The sequence below is a fragment of the Pseudomonas sp. LBUM1679 genome, from assembly GCF_059695565.1.
The window spans coordinates 4,464,882-4,490,331 of sequence record NZ_CP166774.1; the positions used below are offsets into that span (position 1 = coordinate 4,464,882).

Consider the following 25,450-nt stretch of genomic DNA (forward strand, 5'->3'; position numbering starts at 1 on the left):
CATGACTCAGTCAATGCGGTTCTTCCTATCGATCGTCCTCGCGACAGCCTCACTGGCATCGGCGAGCTTCCTGAACACTGCAGGTGCGGCAACCGCCGAGGATCTGAATGCCGACTCTCGGCAAGCGTTACAAACGCTCTACAAGGCCACGCCCTTTGCCGAAACCATTTCGCACAAAGCCAAAGCGATTCTTGTCTTCCCGAAAATCATCAAGGCGGGCCTGGTGTTTGGTGGCAGCTATGGCGAAGGCACATTGATGAAGGGCAAGCAGGTAGAGGGCTATTACAACTCCGTCACCGGGTCATGGGGGCTGCAGGCAGGCGCCCAGTCGTATGGCTATGTGGTGTTCCTGATGACCGATAAAGCCGTGAACTACGTACGCGAATCCAAGGGCTGGGAAATCGGCGTAGGTCCGACTGTGGTGGTGGTGGATGCAGGGGTGGCGAAGAATCTGTCCAGCTCGACGTTGAAGGACGATGCCTACGCGTTCATTTTCGACCAGCAGGGGTTAATGGCCGGGGTGAGCATCGAAGGCACCAAGATTTCCCTGATCAAGCGCTAACGCCGGCTGTCTGGCGCAGGGATGCGCCAGACCCAAAATCGCCGGACTGTACAACCCCATACCTGCCCATAAGTGGGCCAAGACGCTCTGCACAGTACTCAATACGCTCAGTACCCAAGCGCGTGGATTCCAAGGCAACAATGTCTCCACCGCGACGCATTCGATTCCGTTTGGGGCTTTCGCGGCTGGATTCAAAACGCTGTCCACTGGTCGAGACTATTTGATCTATAGACTCAATAACACTATATTTGAATCTATAGATTACGCAGGAGCTATTAAATATGGCCGTCGCCCTCCAGGAACAGGCATTTACCAAGCGCCAGTGCGTAACGGGTCTGCGTGCAGCGGTTGGCATTCTCGAAAAATGGACCGCATCCGGCGATCAGGCCTGTCGCATCCTGCGCATTTCCCGCAGTACCTACACCCGCGCCAGGCAGCGCGATCCCGACTGGGCCGTGGCGCTGGATTCGGACCAGATGCAGCGCATCAGTTTTGTGCTCAACATCCACGCCGCGCTGCGCCTGGTCTTCGATAACCCGGAAAATATCTATGGTTTTCCATCGATGGCCAATGACAACGAGTTTTTCAATGGGCGTAGCCCGCTCGAGATCATGTCCCAGGGCGATATGATTTCCCTGTATGAAACCTTTCGGCGCATTGACGTGCTACGGGGCGCGCAATGGTGAGGCTCGGCGAACTGGCGACGCTTGCCGGCGAGCAATTACAGGCCTACCGCCTGGTCAATTCGAAGTTTCCGCCTATCGCGTTGTTTGATGATGTCGCCGATGCGGACGAGTTTGAGGTGCTGTACCAGATCCAGGCGTTGACCAATCCCAGGCTGAAAAACGAATTGGGTCACCTTGAGTTGATTCCACGAGCACAGATCCCGTTCGGCATTCCTGGCTGTTCCTACGCGACCGCACCTTTCACCCACGTCAACCCGGCGGGTTCGCGGTTCAGCGATGGCAGTTTTGGCGTGCTGTACCTGGCGGACTCCATGGAAACGGCGCTGGCCGAAGTCCGGCATCATCAGCGTCTGTATTGGTCGAACGTGCCGAGCCTCAACTATGAGCGGTTTGTTTTTCGCGGACTGTCCTGTTCCTTTGTCGAAGAAGCGATGAAAGATGCCGCGTCCATCCCGATGACCGATCCTGTCTATGATCCTGACGATTACACCGATTCCCGTCGCCTGGGCAGGTCCGTCAAGGAGGCCGGATGTCCCGGCATTCGCTACAACTCCGTGCGCATGCAGGGCAGTCATTGCTGGGCGCTGATGACGCCACGACCGGTTTTATCGGTTGTTCAAACAGCGCATTACGAAATGGTCTGGAATGGCCAGGTCACCAGTGTCAGCAAGATCGTAGGAGCTGACGAGCGAAGCGAGGCTGCGATCTTTTGATGTTGCCGTTGCCGTTGCCGTTGCCGTTGCCGTTGCCGTTGCCGTTGCCGAAGGTCTCAAGGGGCGACGCGTTTATTCAGAAATAAACGCGTTATCGTTAACGTCCATCGCGAGCAAGCTTGCTCCTACAGGGATTTGCGTAGACCTGCTGATTCCGGGCATCAGTTGCAACAACGCTCCCCAACCCGACAGAAACACGATGCGGTGATCTGCACATCAGTCCGAGCCATCGCCAGGTCGAGTGCGTCTGTGCAGCCGCCGCCTCTGCATCCCGGCCCAGCCGTTTCAGGCATTCCACATAACCGTGCAGGCTCCACACATTGTCCAGATGCCAGGCCGCGCACCTGAGGGTATTGTCCAGCCCCAGATCGGCGCGGTAGGCCTGCAAGGCTTCTTCCACCCTGCCCTGCTCCAGCAGCAGCGCGCCCAGCGCATGCCGCACCGGTTGCATCCAGCCCCACGGCTCGTCAGACGGTCTTGAATGACTGGTTTCATCACCAGGGTGGAAGTCAGTCGCTGGACCTTGGGTTAGCTGGACCGCACCTTTGCGAGTACAGAGAGTCATAGAAGACATGCCCATTCGTCATGACTTCACCACGCTGGACTCATTGGCATTGCCAGGTTCTGGAGGTTTCCCAATGACCAAGTCGCGAGCGATAGCGACTCCCGCACAAACCCTGCTGCTCGAACGCAACGGCTGGGTACCCAACAACCCGCGCCTGCCGGTACTCATTTACCCCAAGGCCATTGCCGTTCAGGGCAGCGATCCGGCGGCGTTGTTCGAAAAAACCTTCAACGCCAATGGCTGGCCAGCGCAATGGCGCTACGGCGTCTACAACTACCACCACTACCACACCGAAGGCCATGAAGTGCTTGGCATCGCCACCGGCCACGCCCGGCTGATGCTTGGCGGGCCCCAGGGTCATGTGCTGGAAGTCGGCCCGGGCGATGTGTTGCTGTTGCCAGTGGGCACCGGCCACTGCAACCTGGACTCCAGCGACGACTTTCTGGTGGTCGGCGCGTACCCGCCGGGGCAGCACGCCGATATCTGCCGCGAGGCGCCGAGCGCTGCGCAACTGGCGAGCATCGACGCGCTGCCGTTTCCCGACCGGGACCCGGTGCAGGGTGTGGACGGTGCGGTATGCCAGTATTGGCCAATCTGAATACAGGGTGACACCGCGCCAGACGACTCAGCCGGGCAACGCCATCAACCCGACCGCTCCTGACGCTGATACTGCCTTGGGCACACGCCAAACCGGGCGCGAAACTCGCGGGAGAAATGCGCGCCGTCGGAGAAGCCGCAGTCCATGGCAATCTGGGTGATGCTGCTGTGGCTGTTCACCAGCAGCCAGCCGCCGTACTCGACCCGCAGCGAGCGTTGGAACTCCATGGGTGAAAGCCCCAGCGACTGCTGGAAGGCCCGTGTCAGTTGGCGCCGGCCGAGCCCTACATAACGCGCGATGGCATCCAGGGTCGGCAGGCTGTCCATGCGCTGCTCGATATAGTGCGCGGCCTGGCGCACGCGCTCATCCTTGATGTCCGCCAGGTTGGCGTAGAAGTGTGCCTGGGGTTGCCGCCCCGGGCGCATGCCCTGCAGCATCATATGCCGCACGGCTTGCTGGGCTTTTTCCCGACCGCAATGCCGGGCCACCAGGTACAACCCGAGGTCGATGGCCGCGGTCGAGCCGGCACAGGTGATCAGGTCGCCCTCGTCGATGAACAGGTGATCCACCGCCGCCGGGGTCTTGGGGAAGCGTGCGCGGAATGCATCCAGTACGTTCCAGTGCACGCACACCGAACGATTGCCGACCACACCCGCCTGCGCCAGGGTGAAAGTCCCCGTGCAAATGCCCAGCAGGCGCGTACGACTCGCGGCGGCGCGCTGCAGCCAGTCACGCAGGTTGTGGGGCAAATGGGTATTGAGGTAATCGTTGCCGCCGCAGATGGCCACGTAATCGAAGGCATCAAGATCCTGCGCGAGCCCCCCGGACACCTCCAGCGTGATCCCGGCACTGGAGGTTCGCGGCAATCCGTCCACACTCATCACTCGCCAGGCCGTATGGATCTGCCGGCTGCCACCGCCGAGGTCGGCGGACAAGCGCAATACATCGACCAGGCCGGAAAACGCCGCCAGGGTGAACTGATCCAGAAGCACCAGCCCCACGGACAGCTGCGGGCGACCGCCTGCCCCGGGACCGGGTGAGTCAGGTTGAACGCAATCTCGATGCAGCGGCGTCATTTTTGTCATGACCTAACTATTCAACTTTAAGACCCCGAAGTGCAAGCGCTCGCAGCAAGGATACGAGCAAGATTCAGCCAAGGGGAACAGTCCAACAACGCCCCAAGAGGCCTCACGATGAAACTGAAGACAGGTAAGCAAATCACCGCTGCTCTTTTAGTTACCGGCTGCATCTCCTCATCGGCCGTCATGGCCGAACAGCAAAAGCTGACCGTTGCGTTGTATGGCGGCAACTGGGGTGAGGCGTTCCTCAAATGTGTTGCAGAACCTTTCACGCAAGCGACCGGGATTGCCGTCGCACAGGAGGTCGGCACCTCGACCACCACCCTGGCCAAACTCCAGCAACAGAAATCCAGCCCGATGATCGATGTGGCCTGGATGGACGGTGGCATCAGTGAATTGGCGTATGCCGCCGGGGTCGTCGCCGATCTCGATCCGGCGGCCATTCCCAACCTGAAGAACGTGCAGGAAAAAGCGGTCTACACCGATGCCGGCCATACCTTCGCCGTCAGCAGCGGTTTCTATTCCCTGGGCCTGACCTACAACACCAAGGAAATCAAGGAAGCACCCACCAGCTGGAAAGACCTGTGGAAACCGGAATACGCCGGTGCCATCGCCCTGCCCTCGCCCGCGAACTCTTCCGGGGTGCCCTTCGTGTTTTTCATGGCTGATGTCTGGGGCATCGACCGGGCCGACCTGGCGCCGGTCTACACCAAGCTGGGCGCGCTGGACACCGCCCTGTTCTTCGACAGCTCGGGTGCCGCCACCAATGCCTTCCAGAGTGGCGAAGCGATCATCGGCGCGCATTTCAACGTCGGCGCCTGGGACTTGATCGACAAGGGCGCGCCCATCGGTTTCACCATTCCCAAGGAAGGTGCCTGGGCCACCGATGCGCGCCTGCACCTGATCAAGGGGGCGAAGAACAGCAAGGCCGGCGAGCAGTTCATCAATACCGCACTGACCAAGGAAGCGGCGTCCTGCCTGGCCGGCAAGCTGTACCTGGGGCCGGCGGTGAAAGGAGTCGAGGTCGCCGATGACGTGGCCCGCAAGCTGCCATGGGGCGTGGGCGGTTCGATCGACAACCTGCGCCTGTTCGACTGGAGCCAGATCAACGCCCAGCGCGCCAGCGTCACCAACGACTGGAACCGCAAAGTCACCGCCAAAAACTAGCTCAAGAGGTCTGCAATGTCAGTTTTGTTGAGCATCGACAGTGTCTGTAAAAGCTTCGGGCCGTTCCAGGCGCTGGACAACATCCACCTGGACATCGAGCAGGGCGAATTCATCGTGCTGCTCGGCCCCAGCGGTTGCGGCAAGACCACCCTGCTGCGCTCGATCGCCGGCTTCATGCAGCCCGATTCCGGCAGCATCGCCATCGAGGGTCAGGATGTGAGTCGCCTGCCTCCCTACCGTCGGCCTCTCAATACCGTGTTCCAGAACTACGCGCTGTTCCCGCACATGACCGTCCTGGAAAACGTCGCCTACGGACCGCGGCGCCAGGGGGTCAATCGCGCCGAGGCACGGCTCAAGGCTCGAGAAGCCCTGGCGATGGTCGGCCTGGAAGCCCTGGAGGAGCGTTTTCCCCGCGGCTTGTCCGGTGGGCAGCAACAGCGGGTGGCCCTGGCTCGCGCCATCGTCAATCAACCGAAACTGCTGTTGCTCGACGAGCCGCTCTCGGCCCTGGACATGAAACTGCGCAAGCGCATGCAGCTGGAACTCAAGCATCTTCAGGCCAAGCTCGGCATCGCCTTCATTTTCGTCACCCACGACCAGGAAGAAGCGATGACCATCGCCGACCGTATCGTGGTGATGAATGCCGGACGCATCGAACAGGTGGGCGCCAGCAGCGAGATTTACAGCGCCCCGGCTTCGCGTTTCGTCGCCGACTTCATCGGCGAGGCCAACCTGATCGGCTATCAGGCCAGCGATAGCGGTGAGATTCGCCTGGGCATCGCGCATAGCCCGATTTCGAGCGGCGCCAAAGATCTCCTGCCCCGCGGCGTGGCAGTGCTGCGTCCCGAACACCTGCAGGTGCTGGAGGCATCGAGTCCGGCGAGCGCCAGTTGCTGTGAACTCAAGGGCACAGTGACCGATATTGTCACCGTGGGCAGTCATACCCTGGTGCACTCGCTGATCGACGGGCAATCGATCGTGGCGCGTACCATGGGTTTCCCCCGCGCCGACCTGATCACCGGAAGTGCCGTGCGCCTGGGCTTCAATCCGGCGCATCTGCACCTGATCGGGGAGCCGGTATGAAACGCCCGGTGCTCGCCCCGTCGTTGATGCTGTTCGGTGCCCTGGCCTTTTTCACCGCGTTCTTCCTCGCGCCGTTCGCCGTGGTGATCTTCGCCAGCCTGACCAAGGGCGCCGACCAGGCGTTCACCCTGGAGCACTACGTCAGGGTGCTGGGCGACCAGTACCACTGGGATGTGATTCTGGTGACCTTCCGCATCGCTGCGCTGACCACCCTGATTTCGTTGCTGCTCGGCTACCCGCTGGCCTGGTACCTGGTGCGGGTCGTGAAATGGCGTGCCTGGCGCCGCGCCTGCGTGATTCTGCTGGTGGTGCCGATGTTCACCAGCAACATCGTGCGCTCGTTCGGCTGGATGGTGCTGCTGGGGCGCAAGGGCCTGGTCAACCAGAGCCTGCTGGAAACCGGCCTGATCGATACGCCGGTGCGTTTCCTGGGTACCGAACTCGGCATCCTGATCGGCATGGTGTACATCCTGCTGCCGTTCATCGTGCTCGCGGCCGGCAATGCCCTGGCCCAGGTCGACCCCGCTTTCGAACAGGCCTCGGAGGATCTCGGCGCCAGCCCCCGTGCGACCTTTTTCCATGTGGTGCTGCCGCTGACCATGCCCGGCATCATCTCCGGCTCGATCATGGTCTTCACCCTGGCAGCGAGCGCCTACGTGACGCCGGCCCTGCTGTCCGGGGGCCGAATCTCTGTGCTGTCGATGCTGATTTTCCAGCAATACAGTTCGGTTTTCGACTTCAACTACGGCGGCGCGCTGAGCGTCGTGCTGCTGATCTTTACCCTGGTCATGGTCGGGCTGGCCGGGCGAGTTGGCAGTATCCGGGGGAGCAACTCATGATCACTAAAATACTGGTCAGACTGGTGGCCTGGGCCGTGCTGGGCTACATGCTGCTGCCACTGGTGGTCATCCTCGGCGTCTCGGTGACCGCCTCGTCATTCCTGGCCTTCCCGCCACAGGGCTGGACGCTGGACTGGTACGCCAAGATGCTCAGTGATCCAAGCTATGTGGCGTCCTTTGCCACCAGCACCGTCCTGGCCCTGGTCGCCACCTTTGTCGCGGTGCTGCTCAGCGTGCCGGCCGCCCTGGCGATGGCACGCTACGACTTCCCCGGCAAAGCCACGATCCTCGCCGCCCTGACCTCACCGCTGGTGTTTCCGCACATCGTGCTGGGGGCGGCGCTCTTGCAGTTTGGCGGCTACTTCGGCTTGACCCGCAGCTTCCTGGCGTTGTTGATCGGTCACACCATCATCATCTCGCCTTTCGTGCTGCGTTCGGTGCTGTCGATGCTGACGCCCGAGCAGCGCGCCCTGGAAGAAGCCTCGAGCGATCTGGGCGGTACGCCCTGGGCCACCTTCTTTCTGGTGGTGCTGCCGCAGATCCGGCCGGGGATCGTCACCGGGTCGATCTTTGCCTTCATCTCGTCATGGATCAACGTCGAGCTGTCGATCTTCAACACCACGCCGGACCTGAACACCATACCGGTGAAGCTTTTCAACTACGTGCAGTACACCGTCGACCCGACCATCGCCGCCGCTTCCGGCGCCACCATCATCGTCGTCGTAGTCGCCGTGATCGTGCTGGATCTGTGCATCGGTCTCGACCTGTTGTCAGAACGCAAATAACCACCCCACATACCCCCCGCAAGCCAGGAGTTCCGTCATGCGCATGCAAGACACGTTCGATGTCATCTATACCCATACCGAAGGCGAACCACTGTGCATCGTCCACAGCGGCATTCCCTACCCCGCCGGCTCCAGCATCCTGGCCAAGCGCGCCTTTCTCGAGCAGAACTATGACTGGCTGCGCAAGGCACTGATGCAGGAACCGCGCGGCCACAAGGACATGTTCGGGGTGTTCCTCACGCCTCCCTCCAGCAGCGAGTTCGACGCCGGGCTGATCTATATGGACGGCAGCGTGTATTCACACATGTGCGGCCACGGCACCATTGCCGTGAGCATGGCAATGGTCGCCCTGGGCCTGGTGCCGCGCGGCGCCGATGGCATCACCAAAATCCGTTTTGAAACCACGGCCGGCCTGGTGGTGGCCGAAGTGGCGTCGGAAGGTGACAACGTACTCTGGACCCGTTTCGAAAACGTGCCGGCCTACGTGGCCGCCCAGGACATCCCGATCAGCCTTCCCGGCTATGGCGACCTCAAGGCCGACCTGGTCTGGGGCGGCAACTACTTCGGCATCGTCGACCTGACCAATTGCGCCTTGCGCATCAGCCCGGACAACGGCAGCGAACTGTCGCGCCTGGGCCTGCTGGCGCGCGACCAGATCAACCGACAGATGAAGATCCAGCACCCCACCGAGGCGCATATCAACGACCTCAACTTCATCACATTCTGGCACCCGGCAACCATCGAAGGCGCCTTCTACAAGAACGTGCACGTGTTCAGCGCCGGCCAGCTCGACCGCTCTCCCGGCGGCACCGGCACCAGCGCGATGATGGCCATGTTCGAGGCCCGGGGCAAACTGAGCCTGAACCAACCCATCCTGTCCGAAGGACTGCTGGGCAGCGGCACCTTCGAAGGCTGCCTGCTCGGCGAAGTCGACCTCAACGGCACGCGCGCGGTGCGTCCGACCGTCAAGGGCACGGCCAGCATCCTGGGGACATCGCGCTGGGTGATCGAGCGCAATGACCCGGTGGGGGCAGGTTTCGTCATCAACTGACAGGCTGAAGTGGACACTCACACAGCCGCTATCGAACCGACACTGCCGGTCAACACCGGCAGTAACATACGCCTCTTCTCCAGGGTCATCTGGCAAAGACCGCTCGCAACATCGGCATTTGCCGGATATAATTCGGTAAATGCCGACCAGCCCAGGAGAAGGTCATGCTGGCAGAAATCATGCGTGAACCCGCCTACGGTGCTTACCGCACGCGGCTGTTCGCCTTGCTGCAAATTCCCACCGATGCGTCCGACCTCGAAATCCACGACATCATTCAGGTCGGGTTTGCTTCTGGCCGTCTGGTGGCGCTCTGCGAACAAGGTGAATTGACGCCGCTGGAACGCGACCAGATCATCCCCCTGAAAACCCTGAAGACCCGGGTCGCTAAAGACCAGAACCTCACGGTCGACGAGAGCGATCGCCTGTTCCGCGCCGCCCACATTACCGCCATGGCAGACGCCGTGTTTGGCAGCGATGAAAAAGCCAAGCGCTGGCTGTCGAAACCCAAAGACCGGTTTTCGGGGCGCAGCCCGATGGCAATGCTGTCGACGGTACAGGGCACACGCCAGGTCGAGGAAACACTGATCCAGTTGGCCGAAGGCTACGCGTTTTGATCTTTTGGCGGATCAGCGCATTTGCAGATCTGACCGGACGTGGCGGTATCCTCGCGGGTGGACGCTGGCACACGGCGGGGAGACCGGTGGTCTATCTGGCGGGGACACCTGCCGGCGCGATGCTGGAGATTCTGGTGCACCTCGAGATCGATCAGGAAGACCTTCCGGAAACACTGCAGTTGCTCAAGGTCGAAGTGCCCGACGATATCAGCCTCTGCCCTGCTCCGGCACTCAAGCCAGATTGGGAATTCGAGCTGAACCACACCAAGGGCATTGGCGATGCATTCCTCAAAGGAAGCCCTGCCCTGCTGTTGCCGGTACCGAGCGCCATCATGCCGCATTCGCTGAACTACCTGTTCAACCCGATGCACCTCGACTCGGTCAAGGCCGTCATCACCGCCGAGCCGTTCCGGCTCGACAACCGACTGTTCAAGAAATTGTAGGAGCGAGCTTGCTCCGGGCGGCGTTCCGACGATGGACTCAAGAGCGCCGCGTTTAACCAGCGAACACGCGTCATCGTTAACGACCATCGTCGGAACGCCGCCCGGAGCAAGCTCGCTCCTACAGGGGCCCCATTCGATCACGAGAAAGCGTTTTTTCGAACCTGGAATGGACCGGTGCTCCCGGCCCACTCCATTAATCACTGGCGATCAGCCCGCCGCAACCACGGTGATTTCCACCAGCAGGTCCGGCGCGGCCAGGCGCGATTCCACGGTGGCACGGGCCGGCGCGTGGCCTTCCGGTGCCCAGGCGTCCCACACCTCGTTCATGCCGGCGAAGTCGGCCTGGATGTCCGCCAGCCAGACCTGCGCCGTGAGGATACGGGTTTTGTCCAGGCCGGCCTGGGCCAGGAAATTATCGATCTTGGCCAGCACCTGGGCGGTCTGGCCCTTGATGTCCTGGGTGCGGTCGGTGGCCGTCTGGCCGCCGAGAAAGGTGAAGCCGTTGCATTGAACGACGCGGCTCATGCGTTGATTGGTTTCGATGCGTTTGATTTCCAGCATGTGAACTCCTTAAGGGTGCGCGATGGTTGAAGCGGATTGAACAGCACCAGGCGGCGTGCTGGCAGCCTGGTTGAAACGGTCGATGGCGAACGGTTCCAGGGAAATGTCCGACTGCTCGCCAAGAATGAGCTGGGCCAGGCGTTTACCGGTGCCGGGGCCCATCTGAAAGCCGCTGCCGCAAAACCCGAATGAATAACTCAGGTTACTGGCTTTGCGACTGGCGCCTATCACCGGCAGGTCATCGGCCGTGAAGGCTTCGACCCCGGCCCAGACGCGGTTGACGCCCAAGTGTCGCAAATGCGGAAACAAGTCGGTGACGGTGCGCGCGCTGCTGCCCAGACGCTCCATCTCGACCTCGCCATGGCGCGCCAGAAAATCCAGCGAGCCGACCAGCTTGCCGCCGATCACCACCGTACCATTGGCGAACTGTTTGAACGACAGTGCGCGTGTCGTGGCACCCAGTACCGGGACACAGAACGGCGCGACGCGATGGGTGACCATCAGCATCAGGCCTTCCGGATGCACCGGCACCGGCTCGCCGATCTGCGCCGCCAGGCCTGCGGCCCAGGCGCCCGCCGTGACCACCAGGTGCTCGGCGCTGAAATGGCCTGCAGGTGTGCTCACCCGCCACTGGGTACCGGTCTGCTCGATCTGTTGCGCCGGGGTGTTTTCGTGAATCCGCACCCCGCGCTTTTGCGCGGCCAGGCGGAACGCGGTGACGGTTTTGAACGGCACCGCATAACCATCGTCCTTGACCCAGATGCCGCCCGTCACATGCCGTGACAGGGTCGGCACTGTGTCGAACACCTGCTGCCGGTCGATCAACACTTCATGGCTGAAACCCAGCGCCTGCAACTGTTCGACCCGCAGCCGGCATTCCTCCAGATCGGCCTGGCTCTCCGCCAGCTTGAGCTGACCGCTGGGGACAAAACCGCCGTCGTCGCCCAAGGTATCTTTCAGGTCATGCCACAGATCCCGCGACGCCAGGGCCAAGGGAATTTCCGCGAGGTGGCGGCCCAGGGTGCGCACGCCACCGGCGTTGACGCCGGAGGCGTGGCGCCCGCAATACTCCGCTTCCAGGACGATCACCGTGACCCCGGCTTGCGCCAGATGCAAGGCGGTGCTCAGGCCATGGATGCCGCCGCCGATCACCAGCACGTCAGCCTGGGGGTTGCTCGACTCACTCACCGGCCAGTTCTCCCAGGGTGATGGGCTTGATCGGCGGACGAATGCGGTAATAACCCACCTCAGCCGCCGATACGCCGCGGGCCTTGGCGATGACTTCGGTCACGGTCAGCCCGCACATGCGCCCCTGGCACGGCCCCATGCCACAACGACCGAATGACTTGGCCTGATTCGGACCCGCGCACCCCAGGGCGACAAAGCTGCGCAGTTCACCCGCCGTCACTTCTTCGCAGCGGCAGACCATCACTTCATCAGCCGGAATACGGTTTTGTTCTTTGGGTTGATACAGCGCGTCGAGAAACGGCCGAATCCGCAGGTTGGCCTCCAGTTGCACGCGCAACGGTCGCGCCTGGTCATCCCGTTCCGCGGTGCCGAGGGTCTTGAGTCGGGCGGCAATCCCCAGCGCCGCCAGTTGTCCCTGCACCGCCGCTGCCTGGGCGCCACCGATGCCGGCACCGTCGCCGGCAACGTAGACCCCCGGCACATCGAGTTCGCCCCAGGTATCGGTGACCGGGCGGAAACACAGCTGATCCAGGTCCCATTCATGACGGGCGCGCAACGCCTGGCTGAACTGGATATTCGGCACCACGCCCTGGTGCAACAGCACGCAACGGCTGGCGATGCGCTGCGCCTTGCCGTAGGCGCTGAAGGTCAGCGCCCGGGCCGCCTCTTCGCCCTCCACCGCCAGGTGTTCGGCACCCGTGTAATGCGCGATCCCGGCACTGCGCAGGCTGCGCATCAGGTCCAGCCCCTTGCGCAAATAAGGCCAGGCGCGCAGCGCGGCAAACAGGTGACGGCGGGCACGCCAGTAATCTTCGGGCCGCGTGGTGTCGACCAGGGCCTCGATCGTCACACCGGCCCGCAGGTACTGCCAGCCAAGCAGATACAGCAGAGGGCCACAACCGGCCAGGACCACCGGTTCGCTCGGTGCCAGGCCCGAGCTTTTCAGCAGAATCTGCGCAGCGCCGGCGCTCATCACCCCGGGCAAGGTCCAGCCGGCAATCGGAAACGGCCGTTCCATGGCGCCGGTCGCCAGCAGCACGGCCTTGGCATCCAGGTTATACAGACGACCGTCGCGCAGGTAACTGACCTGATGATCCCGGGTCACCTGCCACACCGATGCGCCTTTTTCATAGCGCACCTTCGAGGAGGTCAGGGCCTGGGCCAGCTGATTGCCGTGGGCATAATCCGGCCCCAGCAGGTCCCGGCGGGACAGCGGCGCCAGGGTGATGCCCCGATAAATCTGGCCACCCGGACTGCCCTGCTCATCCAGCAACACCACCTGCAAGCCCAGCCCGGCCATCTGCGTCGCGGCCGCCATGCCGGCCGCGCCCGCGCCAATCACCACCACCTCCACGCTTTCACGGTTCATGACTGCACCTCCACGGCCTGGACATTCAGCGGTTGATAGATCAAATCCCGAGCCCCTTCCTGGGAACGGATGCGCATGCCGTCAGCCACTTCGATCAGGCAGCTTTGGCGGTTGGGAACGCCGTCTATGTCCACCAGACACTCGAAGCACACGCCCATCATGCAGTAGGGGGCCCGGGGCGACTCGCTGACCGGCGTGGCGCGAAAGCGGCTGATGCCGGACATCAGCAATGCAGCGGCGACGCTGATGCCAGCGGGCACATTCAGCGGTTGATCGTTGAAGGTCAGGCTCACGGTCCGCGTCGCCCTGACTTCACTGATGACGGGTTGAAACAGCGGATCAGTGCGCATGTGAAAACACCTTGTCAGTTAGAAAACGATCGCCGGTAAATACCTCCAGCTCATCGGGGGGAGCCCCGCCCATGATCCACGGCGCGATGCGCAAGGCATGGGCCGCCGCCAGGGTCACGCCGCTGTGGCAGGTGACCACGAAGGCACCGGGGTGCGCGCCGGATTGCTGGTAGATGGGCAAGCCGTCCGGGCTCAGCACCCGCAATGCGCCCCAGGCCCGGACCAGCCGCACATCACGCAGCAACGGAAAAGTCGAGACGCCGCGTTTGGCGATAGCGGCCAAGACTTCGGTGGAAGTGCCGTCATCGAAGCCCACCTCCTCCATGGAATCGCCAAGCTGCACGGTGCCTTCGTCGGTCTGTCGGACGTTGAGCGTCGGGTAATCGAGAAAGGGCCGGACCCGCTCGCTGATCAACACTTGCCCGCGATTCGGCGCCACCGGTGCATACAGACCCACCTGCCGCGCCAGCGCCGCATTGCCCAGCCCGGCAGCCAGCACGACCCGTGGCGCGACAAAGCAACGCTGGCCGGCTTTGACACGAAATTCTCCGGGGGCGCAATCGATGCGATCGACCTGCACGCCACCATGCAGTTGCGCGCCCTTGGCCTGCGCCGAAGTGTGCAAGGCCCGTAGCAGTTTCAATGGATTGACGTGGCCGTCCTGCGACGTGTAACTGGCGCCGATCACTTTAGGTCCGATCAGCGGCAACCGCGCTTTCACTTCGGCGGCGTCCAGCATCTCGAACGGGTAATCGCCCAGCGCATCTTGCAAAGCCTGCAAGCGTGACTGGCGTTCCAGCAGTTCTTCGTCGCTGAAGCACGGGTGAAAACCACCCGGCTGCTTGAGCTGGACGTCGACGCCGCTGTCGGCCATCAGCGCTTGCGCGAACGCCGGCCAGCGACTCGCCGAGGAACGGGTCCAGCGCGCGTAATCCGGCACGTCATGACCTTTGCCCTGGACCCAGACCAGGCCGAAATTGCCCCGCGAGGCACGAAACGCGTCGTCGCCCTGATCCAGCACCACGGTGTCGACACCACTGCGGGCCAAGCCATAGGCCACCGCCGTCCCCACCAGCCCGCCGCCGACCACAATCACGTCCGACTGCACGACCTTGAGTCTGTCCTGGCTCATTTGCCTTCTCCGATCAGTACCCGATCCAGCCCGACCATGCGATCCAGCACCAGCATCAACACCAGGGTGCCAACGATCAGCACCGTGGAGACGGCGGTGATCAACGGATCGATGGTCTGGGAAATCTGGTTGTACATGGCCACCGGCAAGGTGGTGGTGCCGGGGGTGGCGACGAACACGGTCATGGTCAGCTCGTCGAAGCTCTGGATGAAGGCCAGCATCCAGCCGCCGATCACGCCGGTACGAATCCGTGGCAGCACCACCCGGTGAAAGGCTGTCCAGCGCCGTGCCCCGAGCGACAGGGCGGCCTGTTCGATGTCGCGCTCCAGGCCGATGGTCGAGGCCAGCGTCAGCCGCAAGGCATAGGGCAGCACCACGATCACATGGGTGATGCTCAGCGCCCAGAAGGATCCGCCAATCTGCGCCATGGAGAAAAACCGCAGGAACGCAATGCCCAGCACCACGGAGGGAATCATCAGTGGCGACAGCAGGAAACCGGTCAATGTGCCGCGCCCCGGAAACTCGTAACGGCTGATCGCCAGTGCCGCCGGGACTGCCAGCAACGTGGCGACGGTGGCCGAGACCAGGCCCAGCTTGAGCGACAGGAAAAACGCATCGAGCATCTCCTGGTTCTCCAGCAACGCCCGGAACCAGCGCAACGACAGGCCGTCGGTGGGCAGCGACAGGTAACCCTTGTCGGTGAACGCCATCGCCATCACCACCAGCAGCGGCGCGACGATGAACGTGATGAACAGCAAATGGAACAGCAGCGAGAAAAATCCGTTCTTGTGCATGGCGGCTTACTCGAAGACTTGCTTGAAGCGGCGCTCGGCCAGCTTGCTGCAACCCAGAATGATGATCAGGTTGGCGACCAGCAGGAGCATCGCGATGGCGGCACCGAGGGGCCAGTTGAGGGTGCCGAGGAATTCGTCGTAGGCCGCCGTCGCCACCACTTTCAGACGTCGACCACCGATGATCGCAGGGGTCGCGAAGGCTGACGCCGCCAGGGCGAAGACAATGATCGAGCCGGAGAGAATGCCGGGCATGATCTGCGGCAGGATGATTCGGCGAAACACCGTCAGGCGCGACGCGCCGAGGGACAACCCGGCCCATTCCACCTGCAGGTCCAGGCGCTGCAAGGTGGCCCACACGGCAATCACCATGAACGGCACCAGCACGTGGGTCAGGGCGATGATCACGCCGACCTGGGTGAACAGCATCTTCACCGGCTGTTCGGTAATCCCCAACGCCTGCAAGGCATCGTTGATCAGGCCGTTGTTGCCCAGCAGGATCGCCCAGCCGAGCGTGCGCACCACCACCGAGATCAGCAGCGGCCCCAGCACCACCAGCAGAAACAACGAACGCCAGCGCGGCGCCATGCGCGCAATGATGATGGTTTCCGGTACCCCGAGCAGCACACAGAGCACCGTGACCGCCAGCGCCATGGCGCCGGTGCGCAGGAAGATTTCGTGGAAATAGCCGTCCTTGAACACTTCCAGGTAGTTGCCGAGGCTGTAGACCGGCAACACGCCTTCGGTGTCGCTGAACAGGTTGAGCGACAGCACCGCGGTCAACAGCAGCGGCACCAGCAACAGCGCGACGAACACCAGCATCGCCGGACCGCTGAGCAACCACGGCGCGGCACCGACGCGTTCGGCATCATACCTGGCCATGGGCGACCTCCCGATCCAGCAGGCGCAGATCGTCATCGGACCAGTCCAGGCCGATCTCGCTGTATTCATCGGGTGGTGGCAGGCCCAGGTTGGGCTGGGTCATGTGCACCACACCGAAGCTGGTTTCCACCGCGATCAGCCACAGGTTGCCGAGGAACACCCGCAAGCGGATGCGCCCATTCAAACGACCCATGCCCGACTGGGTCAGGCGGATTTTTTCCGGGCGGATGTAGACGTTGACGTCGTTGCCCAGCGAGCGATCTTCGTGGGGCACGTGCAACAGCGTGTCCTTGACCTGCACATGGCAGCACCGATCGTTGCGGGTTTGCACCGCGCCGGCGAAAGCGTTGGTCTTGCCCAGGAACGCCGAAGCGAATGGCGAGTGCGGGCGTTCGTACGCTTCGTACGGCGTATCGATCTGCACGATCCGGCCTTTTTGCATCACGGCGATGCGGTCGCTCATGGTCATGGCCTCGACCTGGTCGTGGGTCACCAGAATCGTGGTGATGCCCAGGTCGCGCTGGATCGCCCGCAACTCGATGTGCATCTCTTCGCGCAGCTTGGCGTCGAGGTTGGACATGGGCTCGTCGAGCAGCAACAGCTTCGGCCGGATCGCCAGGGCCCGGGCAATGGCCACCCGTTGCCGTTGCCCGCCGGACAGCGCCTTGGGGTAACGCTCGCCGAGGCCGCCGAGGCGCACCAGGTCCAGCGCTTCATCGATGCGTTTGCTGCGCTCGGCTTTGGGCACGCCGCGCATCTCCAGGCCGAAGCTGATGTTCTGCGCCACCGTCATGTGCGGGAACAACGCGTAGCTTTGAAAGACGATGCCCAGGCCGCGCTGTTCGGGACGCACATGGGTGATGTCGCGGCCATCGAGGACGATGCGCCCTTCGGTGGGCTGGACGAAGCCGGCAATGGATTGCAGGGTGGTGGTCTTGCCGCAGCCGGAAGGTCCGAGCAAGGCGATGAATTCGCCGTGGCGGACTTCCAGGTTCAAGCCGTCGATGGCCCTGAAACTGCCATAGGTCTTGACGATGCCTTCAAGGGTGAGAAATGCCATGGGCTTGCCACGCAGGCGCGGGCCTGCGTCTCCAGAATGAGGTCGGGAAGGATCGGAGCCAGTGCGCGGCTAGCGTTCGACCGTGCGGTTCCAGCGCGTCGTCCACTCGCTGCGCTGCTGGTTGATCGTGTCCCAATCGACCTTGATCAACGCGTTGACCTTCTCCGGGCCGTAGGGCATGCGCGCGGCGATGTCGGGCGTGAGCTTGACGGTCTGGTTGACCGGGGCGAAGCCGTTTTCCCGGGCCTGGATGGTCTGCACTTCAGGCGACAGCACGTACTGAATGAATTGCTGCGACAGTTCCGGCTGCGCGTTGGGGGTGATGCCACAGGCGGCGATCTGCAAGGCGATGCCGCCCTCTTTCGGGTAGATGAACTTGAGTGGAAAACCGGTGCCCTGCAACGCCACGGCACGACCGCTGCCATACACCGCCATGACCACGTCGCCGTTCTGCATCATGCCGTCCATCTCGCCCGGTGCCGAGACCCAGGCCAGGACGTTGGGGCCGATTTCGTCTTTCAGCGCCTTGAAGCCCGGGTCGATATTCTTTTCGCCACCGCCGCGCAAACGGGCCATTTCCACCAGGGTGTGCAAGCCGTAGGTGTTGGTCACTGGCGGCATGCCCAGCAGTTGCTTGTAGCGCGGGTCAGTGAGATTTTCCCAGGAATCCGGCGCTGCCCAGCCACGCTTCTTGAACGCCTCTTCGTTGTAGCCGATGCCCGTGGCGACCAAGCCGACCCCGGTCGCTTCAGGGCTGAGCCGCGCCAGCGGATAGAGGTCTTTGTAGACCGGTGCGTCGCTGAGTTTTTCGCACAGGCCCAGTTGCAGCGCCTGGTACATCGGCCCGTCGTCCATCATCGCGACGTTGATCTGCTGACGCCCCTTTTGCGCCTGCAATTTGGCCAGGGTTTCAGTGGAGTTGCCGGCGACGTACACCACTTTGACGTTGTGCTGCTTCTCGAATGCGGGGATGACTTTGGTCTTGTACATCTGCTCGGTGGAACCACCGACTCCGGCGACATACAGCGTCGGCTCGGCGCAGACGGCGCCACTGCCCAGCCCGACAAGGCCGACAGCGACAGCAGTGGCAATGCGGGTCAGGGGGCGAAACGACGGCGTGATCAAGGTCGATTTATAGTTATTCACAGACTATCTCCGAAGTGCGTGGGGCAGATCGAACAATGCGTCAGTTGCTTCGGCGTCAATCGAAGCCATGCAGCGCGCTGCATGTTCCCGGCGAATACATCGCGGGATGGCGCATCTTCATGTGCGCTATGGGTTGCTGGTCTGGAGTATTGCGATGCACTATCCATGTGGTCAAATCACAATATCCGGGTCAGTTATTCATATTTGATATGGAAGGTCGGCATGAACCTCAGGCAGATAGAAGCATTCCGCAGCGTCATGCGTTTGGGCTCCATGACCGCGGCGGCCGAAGTGCTGTACACCTCCCAGCCCAATGTCAGCCGGCTGATTGCGCAGCTGGAACTGAGCACCGGGCTGACCCTGTTCAAGCGCGCAGGCGTGCGGCTGATCCCGACCCAGGAGGGTCAGGCGTTCTTTCATGAAGTGGAACGCGCCTATGTCGGCCTCGACAGCCTCAAGCACTCGGCGAAGAACATCCGCAACCTGGGCACCGGACGCTTGCGCGTGGCAGCCGTGCCCTCGACCGGCATGAGCGTGCTGCCCGGGGTGATCAAGCACTTCACCGATACACGCCCGGAGCTCACGGTGTCGTTGCACGTGAACTCCTCGCCCACCGTGGAGCAATGGGTCAAATCGCAATTCTGCGACATCGGCATCGTGGTGCACCCCGGCGACGTCAATAGCCAGCAGGTCGAGTTGCTCGCCGAAATAGCGGCCGTGTGCGTGTTGCCTCGCTCACACGCGCTGGCTGAACGCTCGCAGATCACCTTCGCCGACCTCGAAGGGCAACCGTTCATTTCGCTCTGTCATGGCGATGGCACACGCTCATTGGTCGATGGTTTGTTCGAGCAGGCAGGCGTCGAGCGGCTGATGGCCGTCGAAGCGCAGTACAGCGCGATCAATTGCGAAATGGTCGCGCTCGGCATGGGCATCACCCTCGCCCACCCATTGGTGGCCAAGGACTATCGGCATCGGGACATCGTGATCAGACCGTTCAGGCCGGACATCCTGCTTCCGACCTACGTGATCTGGCCGAGCGCACCCACGCGCACGCGACTGGCCGAGGAATTTGTCGATACGCTGAAGGTGTATTACAGGGACGCGGTCGACGCCGTTTAAAAACACGCCGAACCTGCGCATTCAACCAAGGAAATCCGAACATCAGGTTGTGTGACGTGGCGAGGCATATGACCGGGATGGACGCAGGCAAGAGCAATCGAACCTGCGCCTCATGCCGGTCATTTCACATTGTTGCGACCATGGCCATGAGTCGACTCGCACCTGCCGCTCGCCGGGTGTCGGTAAAAGGTGTCCGCTTATGACCACCTTCTATCGCTAACGGCTGGCCGACCAGACGGAGCTTGGCGTCCCTGGCCTTTTGCACGGAGCCATCGACTCGATACTGACCGGGCGTCATGCCGAACCAGCGGATGCACGCTTTGTGGAAACTGCTATGGTCGTGGAACCCGAGCGCGTGGGTCACGTGCTTCATATTGAAATGGGAATACCGCAGGTAGAAGTCGGCCAACTGGCGACGCACATCGTTGAGCACGTCCTTGAACTGGGCGCCATCCTTCTCCAGTGCTCGTTGCAACGTTCGCTTGCTGATGTTCAGCGCGGTGGCTATCGATTCCATATCACACTGCCCTTGCCCCTGACTCAGGCGTTCGGTGATCAGTGCCCGAATCCTGCACACAATGGTGAAGCCGTACACCTGGTCCAGCTGAGCTTCGGCAAAACTGTCATGCAGTACAGCCAACGACTCGTTGGCCATGCTCAACGGACGCAGAAGCTCCCGGCCATCGAACAGGATGCTGTCATAGGCCGCCCCGAAACGCAGCTCATTGCCAAACAGCCGCTGATGCTCCGAGATGTCTTCGGGTTCCGGATAGGTGAACTCCACACGTAACGGTTTCGGCAATCTGCCCCCGGTCAGCCAACCACAGAACCCCAGCAGCGACGCGAGTCCGGCATCGGTGAACTGCCGTGGCTTGACCGAGTCGCATTGATGATCCAGCCCGGCCAGTCTGAAATTTTGCCCTTCCTGACCCAAAAACAGGCTAAGGCCAGAGCTGATCAATGGGCTGAAACGCACAAGGCGTTCGAGCGCCCGTTTCAGATTCATGCTGGACATCATCGAGTACCCCACGATCTGGAAGTTACCCGGATGTACATGGTCGTAGGCTTTCAGACCAATATTCGCATCTCCGGACGCCTGCGCGGCCAACGCCCAAAGACGGTAGATAACACTTCGTTCATAGAAGGCTTGCTGCTGACTCAGAATCGCCAGATTCAGCCCCGCTTCCCGGGATAATTCGATCACATCCAAGCCTTCAGCCGAGAGCGTATTCACCAACACATTGGTATAGCCTGTACCCACTCTATACATGACGACCTCAAAAACCTGTTGAACCACGCTTTCTTATTTGTGAGCCATTGAATTTGCTCTGAAATTCATCCTAATGGCCATTCATTACAGGGCCGTTATGCTTGCTGTAGAAGACGACCCACGGCCAGCGTAGACCCGAAATCCCGATGTCGCCAAAATAAGCCACAATCCGCGAGCCAGACGGCTTTTGTGGGAGCGAGCCTGCTCGCGAAAACGTTCGATGATCGGCGGATTTGTTTGATTGACTGTGTACAAATCCGACCTGACTTCACGTGAACGCATCCCTGGCTCCACGTGAACGCATCCCCCTGTAGGAGCTGTCGAGCGAAGCGAGGCTGCGATCTTTTGATCTCGCCTCTCAGCGATCTCCAGAGGATCAAAAGATCAGGGCTGGCGCGCAGCGCTGCGGGTACCGGCGAACGCACTCGTGCCCAGCCAGCGCCACAGGTTTTGCGCATCCTGCGCGGCGCCGTCTACCCGCAGGTCTCGCGACTTAAGCACCTCCTGCGGTGTGCGGTCACCGGTCCAAACCTCCGTCAACGCGCGCACACTGGAGTCCACGACGAGGGTCAGTTCGCGGCCGGGGTCGTCGCGGCACAGGTCTGCCACGCCCTCTTCGACCACGAGCCACCACACTTGCTCGCCGGGCCGCGCGTCGCGGAATCTGAAATGAATCACCACCGGTCGGGACGGGAACGTTTCGATGCGCACGAACCGGCGCACGTCCCACATCAGCAGACCCGCGTCGAGTTCGTCATCGCGAAGGCGACTGCCGATCCACCGAGCGCCCCAATGCCCCAGCGCCATGATGATGGGACGCAATTCCTCGCCCGCCTCGGTCAGGCTGTACTCCCAGACTTTGCCGGCGGCCTTGCGATGCACAACACCGATATCTTCCAGGTGGCGCAGCCGCTGGGCCAGCAGACCGGTGGACATCCGGGGTACGCCGCGGTGCAGTTCATTGAAGCGCTTGCTGCCGCACAACAACTCGCGCACGACCAAGGGTGTCCAGCGCTCGCACAGGGCTTCGGCACCGCGCGCGACCGTGCAGAACTGACCGTAGCTTTCTTCCATCGCCTGGACTCCGCCACTGCAACGCTTCAGATTCTGAACTGGCCCCGGGACTTTCCCACGCGCACGCTGAAGCCTTCGAAAGCCAATTGCCAAAGGAGAACGCCATGACCAAGGTAGCCATCATCCAGCGCCCACCCGTGCTGCTCGATCGCAGCGCGACGATCGCCCGCGCCGTGCAATCGGTCGCAGAAGCTGCGGCGGCAGGCGCCTCGCTGATCGTTTTGCCCGAATCCTTCATTCCGGGTTACCCGTCATGGATCTGGCGGCTGGCGGCGGGAAAGGACGGGGCTGTCATGGGCCAGTTGCACACGCGACTGCTGGCCAACGCCGTCGATATCGCGAACGGTGACCTCAACCCATTGTGCGAGGCCGCCAGCGTCCACGCCGTGACGATCGTGTGCGGCATCGATGAATGCGACCGGCGCAATGGCGGCGGTACGCTCTACAACAGCGTAGTCGTAATCGGCCCCGCCGGCGAAGTGCTCAACCGCCACCGCAAGCTGATGCCAACCAATCCCGAGCGCATGGTGCATGGCTTCGGTGATGCGTCCGGGTTGCGCACGGTCGACACGCCGGTCGGTCGCGTGGGTACGCTCATCTGCTGGGAAAACTACATGCCGCTGGCCCGCTATTCCCTGTATGCCCAAGGCGTCGAAATCTACATCGCCCCCACCTACGATACGGGCGACGGCTGGATCAGCACGATGCGTCACATCGCACTCGAAGGCCGCTGTTGGGTACTCGGCAGCGGCACGGTGCTGCGCGGCAGCGACATCCCCGACGACTTCCCGGCCCGTGCGCAGCTGTTTGCCGATCCGGACGAATGGATCAACGACGGCGACTCGGTGGTGGTCAGTCCTCAAGGCCGGGTCGTGGCCGGGCCGTTACACCGCGAGGCAGGCATTCTGTATGCGGACATCGACGTCGCACTCGTGGCACCGGCACGGCGAGCGCTCGATGTCACCGGGCACTACGCGCGCCCGGATATTTTCGAACTGCAGGTGCGGCGTACGCCGGCGACAGCGGTGCGCTACATCGATGAATGAAGTCGGGCAAAATTCAGGCGATCCATGCCCTCTGCAGCGGTATCGCCTGACCAGTGATCGAGGAGTCATGCGATGAACAATGAACGGTCGTACCAGGGCAGTTGTTTTTGCGGCGCAGTCGAATTCACCGTCAGCGGCGAGCCCGCCGCGATGGGCTATTGCCATTGCGAATCCTGTCGGCACTGGTCGGCAGGACCGGTCAATGCCTTCACCCTGTGGAAACCCGAGGCGCTGCAAGTGACTCGGGGTACCGACAACATCGGCACCTACAACAAGACAACGCAGAGTTACCGCAAGTGGTGCAAGACGTGCGGCGGGCATCTCTTCACCGAACACCCGGGGATGGGGCTGATCGACGTGTACGCCGCGCTCATCCCGGAACTCGCGTACTCGCCAGGCGTTCACGTGCACTATCAGGAGACCGTGCTGCGCATCAAGGATGGATTGCCCAAGCTGAAGGATGTCCCCGGGGAATTGGGGGGATCGGGCATCAGCCTGGACGAATAGCGCGGGCAAGGCAGGCGTCCGGCGACGCCTGCCTTGTTTGACTACAATCAGCATGCAGCCGAATAAACCGCTACGCCCCTCTTCGCCCGGCGTATGATTTATAACATTCAGCCCCGCCGACGGCAGTCGCTGCGACCCGTCCCGCTTTTTCTTCCCCCGGGAGAAGCGTCATGCGTGTTTGCTATTGCTTCAGTGCAATCCTGCTCGCCGTGCTGTCTTTGTCCGGCGGTTCGGACGAGGACGGGTTCTTCATCACGAAGGCGTTGGCCGCCACCCCCGAGGCCGGTGTCGCGGGCGCGGTGCCCGCACCCGAACCGACTGCACCGGTCGAGACGGTCTTTACGCCGGAGGAACTCGACCAGATGCTGGCGCCGCTGGCCTTGTATCCGGATTCGTTACTGGCCCAGGTCTTGATGGCGGCGACCTATCCGGGCGATGTCGCCGACGCGGTGGCCTGGTCCAAGGCGCATCCGGACAGCAGCGGTGACGCCGCGGTGCGTCAAGTGGCGAATGAACCCTGGGATCCGAGCGTGCAATCGCTGGTCGCCTTCCCGGCAGCGCTGGTGATCCTGGGTCAGGATCCGGCCTGGGTGCAGCGCGTGGGCGACGCCTTCCTCGCGCAGCCCAACGCCGTGATGGATTCGGTGCAACGCCTGCGTCGCCAGGCGCAAGCCGCCGGCCACCTCGAATCCAACGCGCAACAGCGCATCACCGTGCAGCCGGCCGCGCCAGCGTCGGCACCGGCACCGACCAATTCGACCGTGGTGGTGCAGCAGCCTGCGGCCACCCAGACCATCATCATCGAGCCGGCCCAGCCACAAACCGTCTACGTGCCGAGCTACAACCCGAGCGTGGTCTATGGCACCTGGGCCTATCCGTCCTACCCGCCGGCGTACTACCCGCCACCGCCGGGTTACTACCTCGGCACCGCGCTCGCCACCGGCCTCGCCTTCGGCGCAGGCGTGGCAATCGTCGACTCGCTCTGGGGCGACTGCGACTGGGGCCGCGGCGACATCGACATCGACGTCAACCGCTACAACAACATCAACACTAACCGCCAGATCAACGCCAACCAGAACAATTGGCGCCACAACTCGATCAACCGCGACGGCGTGCCATACCGCGATCGTGCCAACCGCGAGCAGAATAGCCGGCGTCTGGCCGGCAGCGAACAGCGCGACGCCTTCCGCGGCCGCGATCCGGTGCGGGCCTCTGACCGCGAACGCGCCAGCCAGGCGCTGGCGCAACGCGGTATCGAACCTGCGGCGACCAGCAATCGCCAGGCGCGCGAGCGGGCCCAGGCCGCGAGCCGCGATCTGGACAAACAACCGCAAGTGCGCGAGCGCGCACAGGCCAGTGCGCAGGCGCGCCAAAATACCCAGGCCAACGCCCAGAAGCGCGAGCAGGCGCAAGACAATGTACAGGCGCGTCAAAATACTCAAGCCAGTGCGCAGAAGCGCGAGCAGGCGCAAGCCGGTGCACAGGCGCGCCAGAAGACTCAGGCCAGTGCGCAGCAGCGTCAGGGCACGCCAGACAATCCAAAGGTCCGTCAGCAAGCGCGTCAGCAGCAGGCCAGCACCCAGGGGCCGCGCAACAATGCCTTTGCCGGCGCCAGCAATCCCTCGCAGGCGCGAATGCAAGCCAGCCGCGGCCAGGCCAGTCACGTTTCCGCCAGTCGGCCGAGCGCGGAGCGCGGCAGCGGTCATACTGTACAACGCCCGTCCCGGGCACCGTCCCGGGGTGGCGGCAATCGGCGCTGACAGGAGACTC

General features: G+C 62.4%; 28 protein-coding genes. 15 read left to right on the plus strand and 13 right to left on the minus strand.

The features are described from left to right. Window position 1 precedes the first annotated feature (1 nt). The 3 genes from ACA062_RS20290 to ACA062_RS20300 all read left to right on the plus strand — a co-directional run bounded on the left by ACA062_RS20290 (window position 2) and on the right by ACA062_RS20300 (window position 1,961). Entirely contained in the window at window positions 2–562 is a 561-nt protein-coding gene (locus tag ACA062_RS20290) for a lipid-binding SYLF domain-containing protein (protein WP_497452694.1), read from the plus strand. A 281-nt stretch (window positions 563–843) separates the two neighbouring features. Then, a complete protein-coding gene (locus ACA062_RS20295; RefSeq protein ID WP_497452695.1) occupies window positions 844–1,248 on the plus strand; it encodes a hypothetical protein in 405 nt (134 codons plus the stop codon). After that, a complete protein-coding gene (locus tag ACA062_RS20300) occupies window positions 1,242–1,961 on the plus strand; it encodes an RES family NAD+ phosphorylase (RefSeq protein WP_497452696.1) in 720 nt (239 codons plus the stop codon). The genes ACA062_RS20295 and ACA062_RS20300 overlap by 7 nt, the downstream gene beginning before the upstream one ends. A 97-nt stretch (window positions 1,962–2,058) precedes the next feature. On the opposite strand, the gene ACA062_RS20305 is transcribed toward ACA062_RS20300, so the two are convergent. Beyond that, a complete protein-coding gene (locus ACA062_RS20305; protein ID WP_497452697.1) occupies window positions 2,059–2,535 on the minus strand; it encodes a hypothetical protein in 477 nt (158 codons plus the stop codon). Window positions 2,536–2,599: 64 nt separating this feature from the next. Between ACA062_RS20305 and ACA062_RS20310 the strand changes: the two genes are divergently transcribed. Beyond that, window positions 2,600–3,124, plus strand: coding sequence for a cupin (locus ACA062_RS20310; RefSeq protein ID WP_497452698.1), 525 nt, complete (start codon window positions 2,600–2,602; stop codon window positions 3,122–3,124). A 44-nt stretch (window positions 3,125–3,168) separates the two neighbouring features. On the opposite strand, the gene ACA062_RS20315 is transcribed toward ACA062_RS20310, so the two are convergent. Beyond that, window positions 3,169–4,125, minus strand: a complete 957-nt coding sequence (locus ACA062_RS20315) for a GlxA family transcriptional regulator (RefSeq protein WP_497452699.1) — start codon at window positions 4,123–4,125, stop codon at window positions 3,169–3,171. 192 nt (window positions 4,126–4,317) lie between these two features. On the opposite strand from ACA062_RS20315, the gene ACA062_RS20320 reads away from it, so the two are divergent. From ACA062_RS20320 to ACA062_RS20350, 7 genes are all read left to right on the plus strand, one after another. Beyond that, window positions 4,318–5,370: an ABC transporter substrate-binding protein gene (locus ACA062_RS20320; RefSeq protein WP_497452700.1), complete on the plus strand. Its 1,053-nt coding sequence runs from the start codon at window positions 4,318–4,320 to the stop codon at window positions 5,368–5,370. 15 nt (window positions 5,371–5,385) lie between these two features. Further along, complete coding sequence (locus ACA062_RS20325; protein ID WP_497452701.1) at window positions 5,386–6,453, plus strand: ABC transporter ATP-binding protein; 1,068 nt, start codon at window positions 5,386–5,388, stop codon at window positions 6,451–6,453. Then, entirely contained in the window at window positions 6,450–7,292 is an 843-nt protein-coding gene (locus ACA062_RS20330; protein ID WP_497452702.1) for an ABC transporter permease, read from the plus strand. The genes ACA062_RS20325 and ACA062_RS20330 overlap by 4 nt, the downstream gene beginning before the upstream one ends. Then, window positions 7,289–8,077: an ABC transporter permease gene (locus ACA062_RS20335; RefSeq protein WP_497452703.1), complete on the plus strand. Its 789-nt coding sequence runs from the start codon at window positions 7,289–7,291 to the stop codon at window positions 8,075–8,077. The genes ACA062_RS20330 and ACA062_RS20335 overlap by 4 nt, the downstream gene beginning before the upstream one ends. A gap of 37 nt (window positions 8,078–8,114) precedes the next feature. Beyond that, entirely contained in the window at window positions 8,115–9,128 is a 1,014-nt protein-coding gene (locus ACA062_RS20340) for a proline racemase family protein (protein ID WP_497452704.1), read from the plus strand. A 164-nt stretch (window positions 9,129–9,292) separates the two neighbouring features. Then, complete coding sequence (locus tag ACA062_RS20345) at window positions 9,293–9,742, plus strand: Xre family toxin-antitoxin system antitoxin (RefSeq protein ID WP_497452705.1); 450 nt, start codon at window positions 9,293–9,295, stop codon at window positions 9,740–9,742. Then, complete coding sequence (locus tag ACA062_RS20350) at window positions 9,739–10,185, plus strand: RES family NAD+ phosphorylase (RefSeq protein WP_497452706.1); 447 nt, start codon at window positions 9,739–9,741, stop codon at window positions 10,183–10,185. Before ACA062_RS20345 ends, ACA062_RS20350 begins: the two co-directional genes overlap by 4 nt. A 207-nt stretch (window positions 10,186–10,392) precedes the next feature. Here ACA062_RS20350 and ACA062_RS20355 read toward each other — a convergent pair whose 3' ends face one another. The 9 genes from ACA062_RS20355 to ACA062_RS20395 all read right to left on the minus strand — a co-directional run bounded on the left by ACA062_RS20355 (window position 10,393) and on the right by ACA062_RS20395 (window position 18,664). Beyond that, on the minus strand, window positions 10,393–10,743 hold the full coding sequence (locus tag ACA062_RS20355) for a RidA family protein (RefSeq protein ID WP_497457464.1): 351 nt from the start codon (window positions 10,741–10,743) through the stop codon (window positions 10,393–10,395). Window positions 10,744–10,755: 12 nt separating this feature from the next. After that, window positions 10,756–11,934: an NAD(P)/FAD-dependent oxidoreductase gene (locus ACA062_RS20360; protein WP_497452707.1), complete on the minus strand. Its 1,179-nt coding sequence runs from the start codon at window positions 11,932–11,934 to the stop codon at window positions 10,756–10,758. After that, complete coding sequence (locus ACA062_RS20365) at window positions 11,927–13,303, minus strand: FAD/NAD(P)-dependent oxidoreductase (protein WP_497452708.1); 1,377 nt, start codon at window positions 13,301–13,303, stop codon at window positions 11,927–11,929. The genes ACA062_RS20360 and ACA062_RS20365 overlap by 8 nt, the downstream gene beginning before the upstream one ends. After that, window positions 13,300–13,653: a (2Fe-2S)-binding protein gene (locus tag ACA062_RS20370; RefSeq protein ID WP_497452709.1), complete on the minus strand. Its 354-nt coding sequence runs from the start codon at window positions 13,651–13,653 to the stop codon at window positions 13,300–13,302. The genes ACA062_RS20365 and ACA062_RS20370 overlap by 4 nt, the downstream gene beginning before the upstream one ends. Continuing rightward, complete coding sequence (locus ACA062_RS20375; RefSeq protein ID WP_497452710.1) at window positions 13,643–14,785, minus strand: NAD(P)/FAD-dependent oxidoreductase; 1,143 nt, start codon at window positions 14,783–14,785, stop codon at window positions 13,643–13,645. The genes ACA062_RS20370 and ACA062_RS20375 overlap by 11 nt, the downstream gene beginning before the upstream one ends. After that, window positions 14,782–15,579 carry an ABC transporter permease gene (locus tag ACA062_RS20380; RefSeq protein ID WP_307333209.1) on the minus strand — a complete coding sequence of 266 codons (798 nt, stop codon included), beginning with the start codon at window positions 15,577–15,579 and terminating at the stop codon, window positions 14,782–14,784. The genes ACA062_RS20375 and ACA062_RS20380 overlap by 4 nt, the downstream gene beginning before the upstream one ends. 6 nt (window positions 15,580–15,585) lie before the next feature. Beyond that, window positions 15,586–16,458 carry an ABC transporter permease gene (locus ACA062_RS20385; RefSeq protein ID WP_497452711.1) on the minus strand — a complete coding sequence of 291 codons (873 nt, stop codon included), beginning with the start codon at window positions 16,456–16,458 and terminating at the stop codon, window positions 15,586–15,588. Continuing rightward, complete coding sequence (locus ACA062_RS20390) at window positions 16,445–17,518, minus strand: ABC transporter ATP-binding protein (RefSeq protein WP_497452712.1); 1,074 nt, start codon at window positions 17,516–17,518, stop codon at window positions 16,445–16,447. The genes ACA062_RS20385 and ACA062_RS20390 overlap by 14 nt, the downstream gene beginning before the upstream one ends. Before the next feature lie 69 nt (window positions 17,519–17,587). Beyond that, complete coding sequence (locus ACA062_RS20395) at window positions 17,588–18,664, minus strand: ABC transporter substrate-binding protein (protein ID WP_497452713.1); 1,077 nt, start codon at window positions 18,662–18,664, stop codon at window positions 17,588–17,590. Window positions 18,665–18,886: 222 nt separating this feature from the next. On the opposite strand from ACA062_RS20395, the gene ACA062_RS20400 reads away from it, so the two are divergent. Then, window positions 18,887–19,783, plus strand: a complete 897-nt coding sequence (locus ACA062_RS20400; RefSeq protein ID WP_497452714.1) for a LysR substrate-binding domain-containing protein — start codon at window positions 18,887–18,889, stop codon at window positions 19,781–19,783. Between the two features lie 124 nt (window positions 19,784–19,907). On the opposite strand, the gene ACA062_RS20405 is transcribed toward ACA062_RS20400, so the two are convergent. Both ACA062_RS20405 and ACA062_RS20410 read right to left on the minus strand, forming a co-directional pair. Then, the gene (locus tag ACA062_RS20405) at window positions 19,908–21,080 is read right to left on the minus strand and encodes an AraC family transcriptional regulator (protein ID WP_497452715.1); all 1,173 of its coding nucleotides are present in this window, start codon (window positions 21,078–21,080) and stop codon (window positions 19,908–19,910) included. Window positions 21,081–21,437: 357 nt separating this feature from the next. Next, window positions 21,438–22,127 (minus strand): winged helix-turn-helix transcriptional regulator, encoded by a 690-nt coding sequence (locus ACA062_RS20410; RefSeq protein ID WP_497452716.1) that lies wholly within the window; start codon window positions 22,125–22,127, stop codon window positions 21,438–21,440. 104 nt (window positions 22,128–22,231) lie between these two features. Between ACA062_RS20410 and ACA062_RS20415 the strand changes: the two genes are divergently transcribed. From ACA062_RS20415 to ACA062_RS20425, 3 genes are all read left to right on the plus strand, one after another. After that, window positions 22,232–23,173, plus strand: coding sequence for a carbon-nitrogen hydrolase family protein (locus ACA062_RS20415; protein WP_497457465.1), 942 nt, complete (start codon window positions 22,232–22,234; stop codon window positions 23,171–23,173). Window positions 23,174–23,245: 72 nt separating this feature from the next. Beyond that, window positions 23,246–23,680: a GFA family protein gene (locus ACA062_RS20420; RefSeq protein WP_497452717.1), complete on the plus strand. Its 435-nt coding sequence runs from the start codon at window positions 23,246–23,248 to the stop codon at window positions 23,678–23,680. 170 nt (window positions 23,681–23,850) lie between these two features. Further along, entirely contained in the window at window positions 23,851–25,440 is a 1,590-nt protein-coding gene (locus ACA062_RS20425; RefSeq protein ID WP_497452718.1) for a DUF3300 domain-containing protein, read from the plus strand. Window positions 25,441–25,450: the final 10 nt, after the last annotated feature.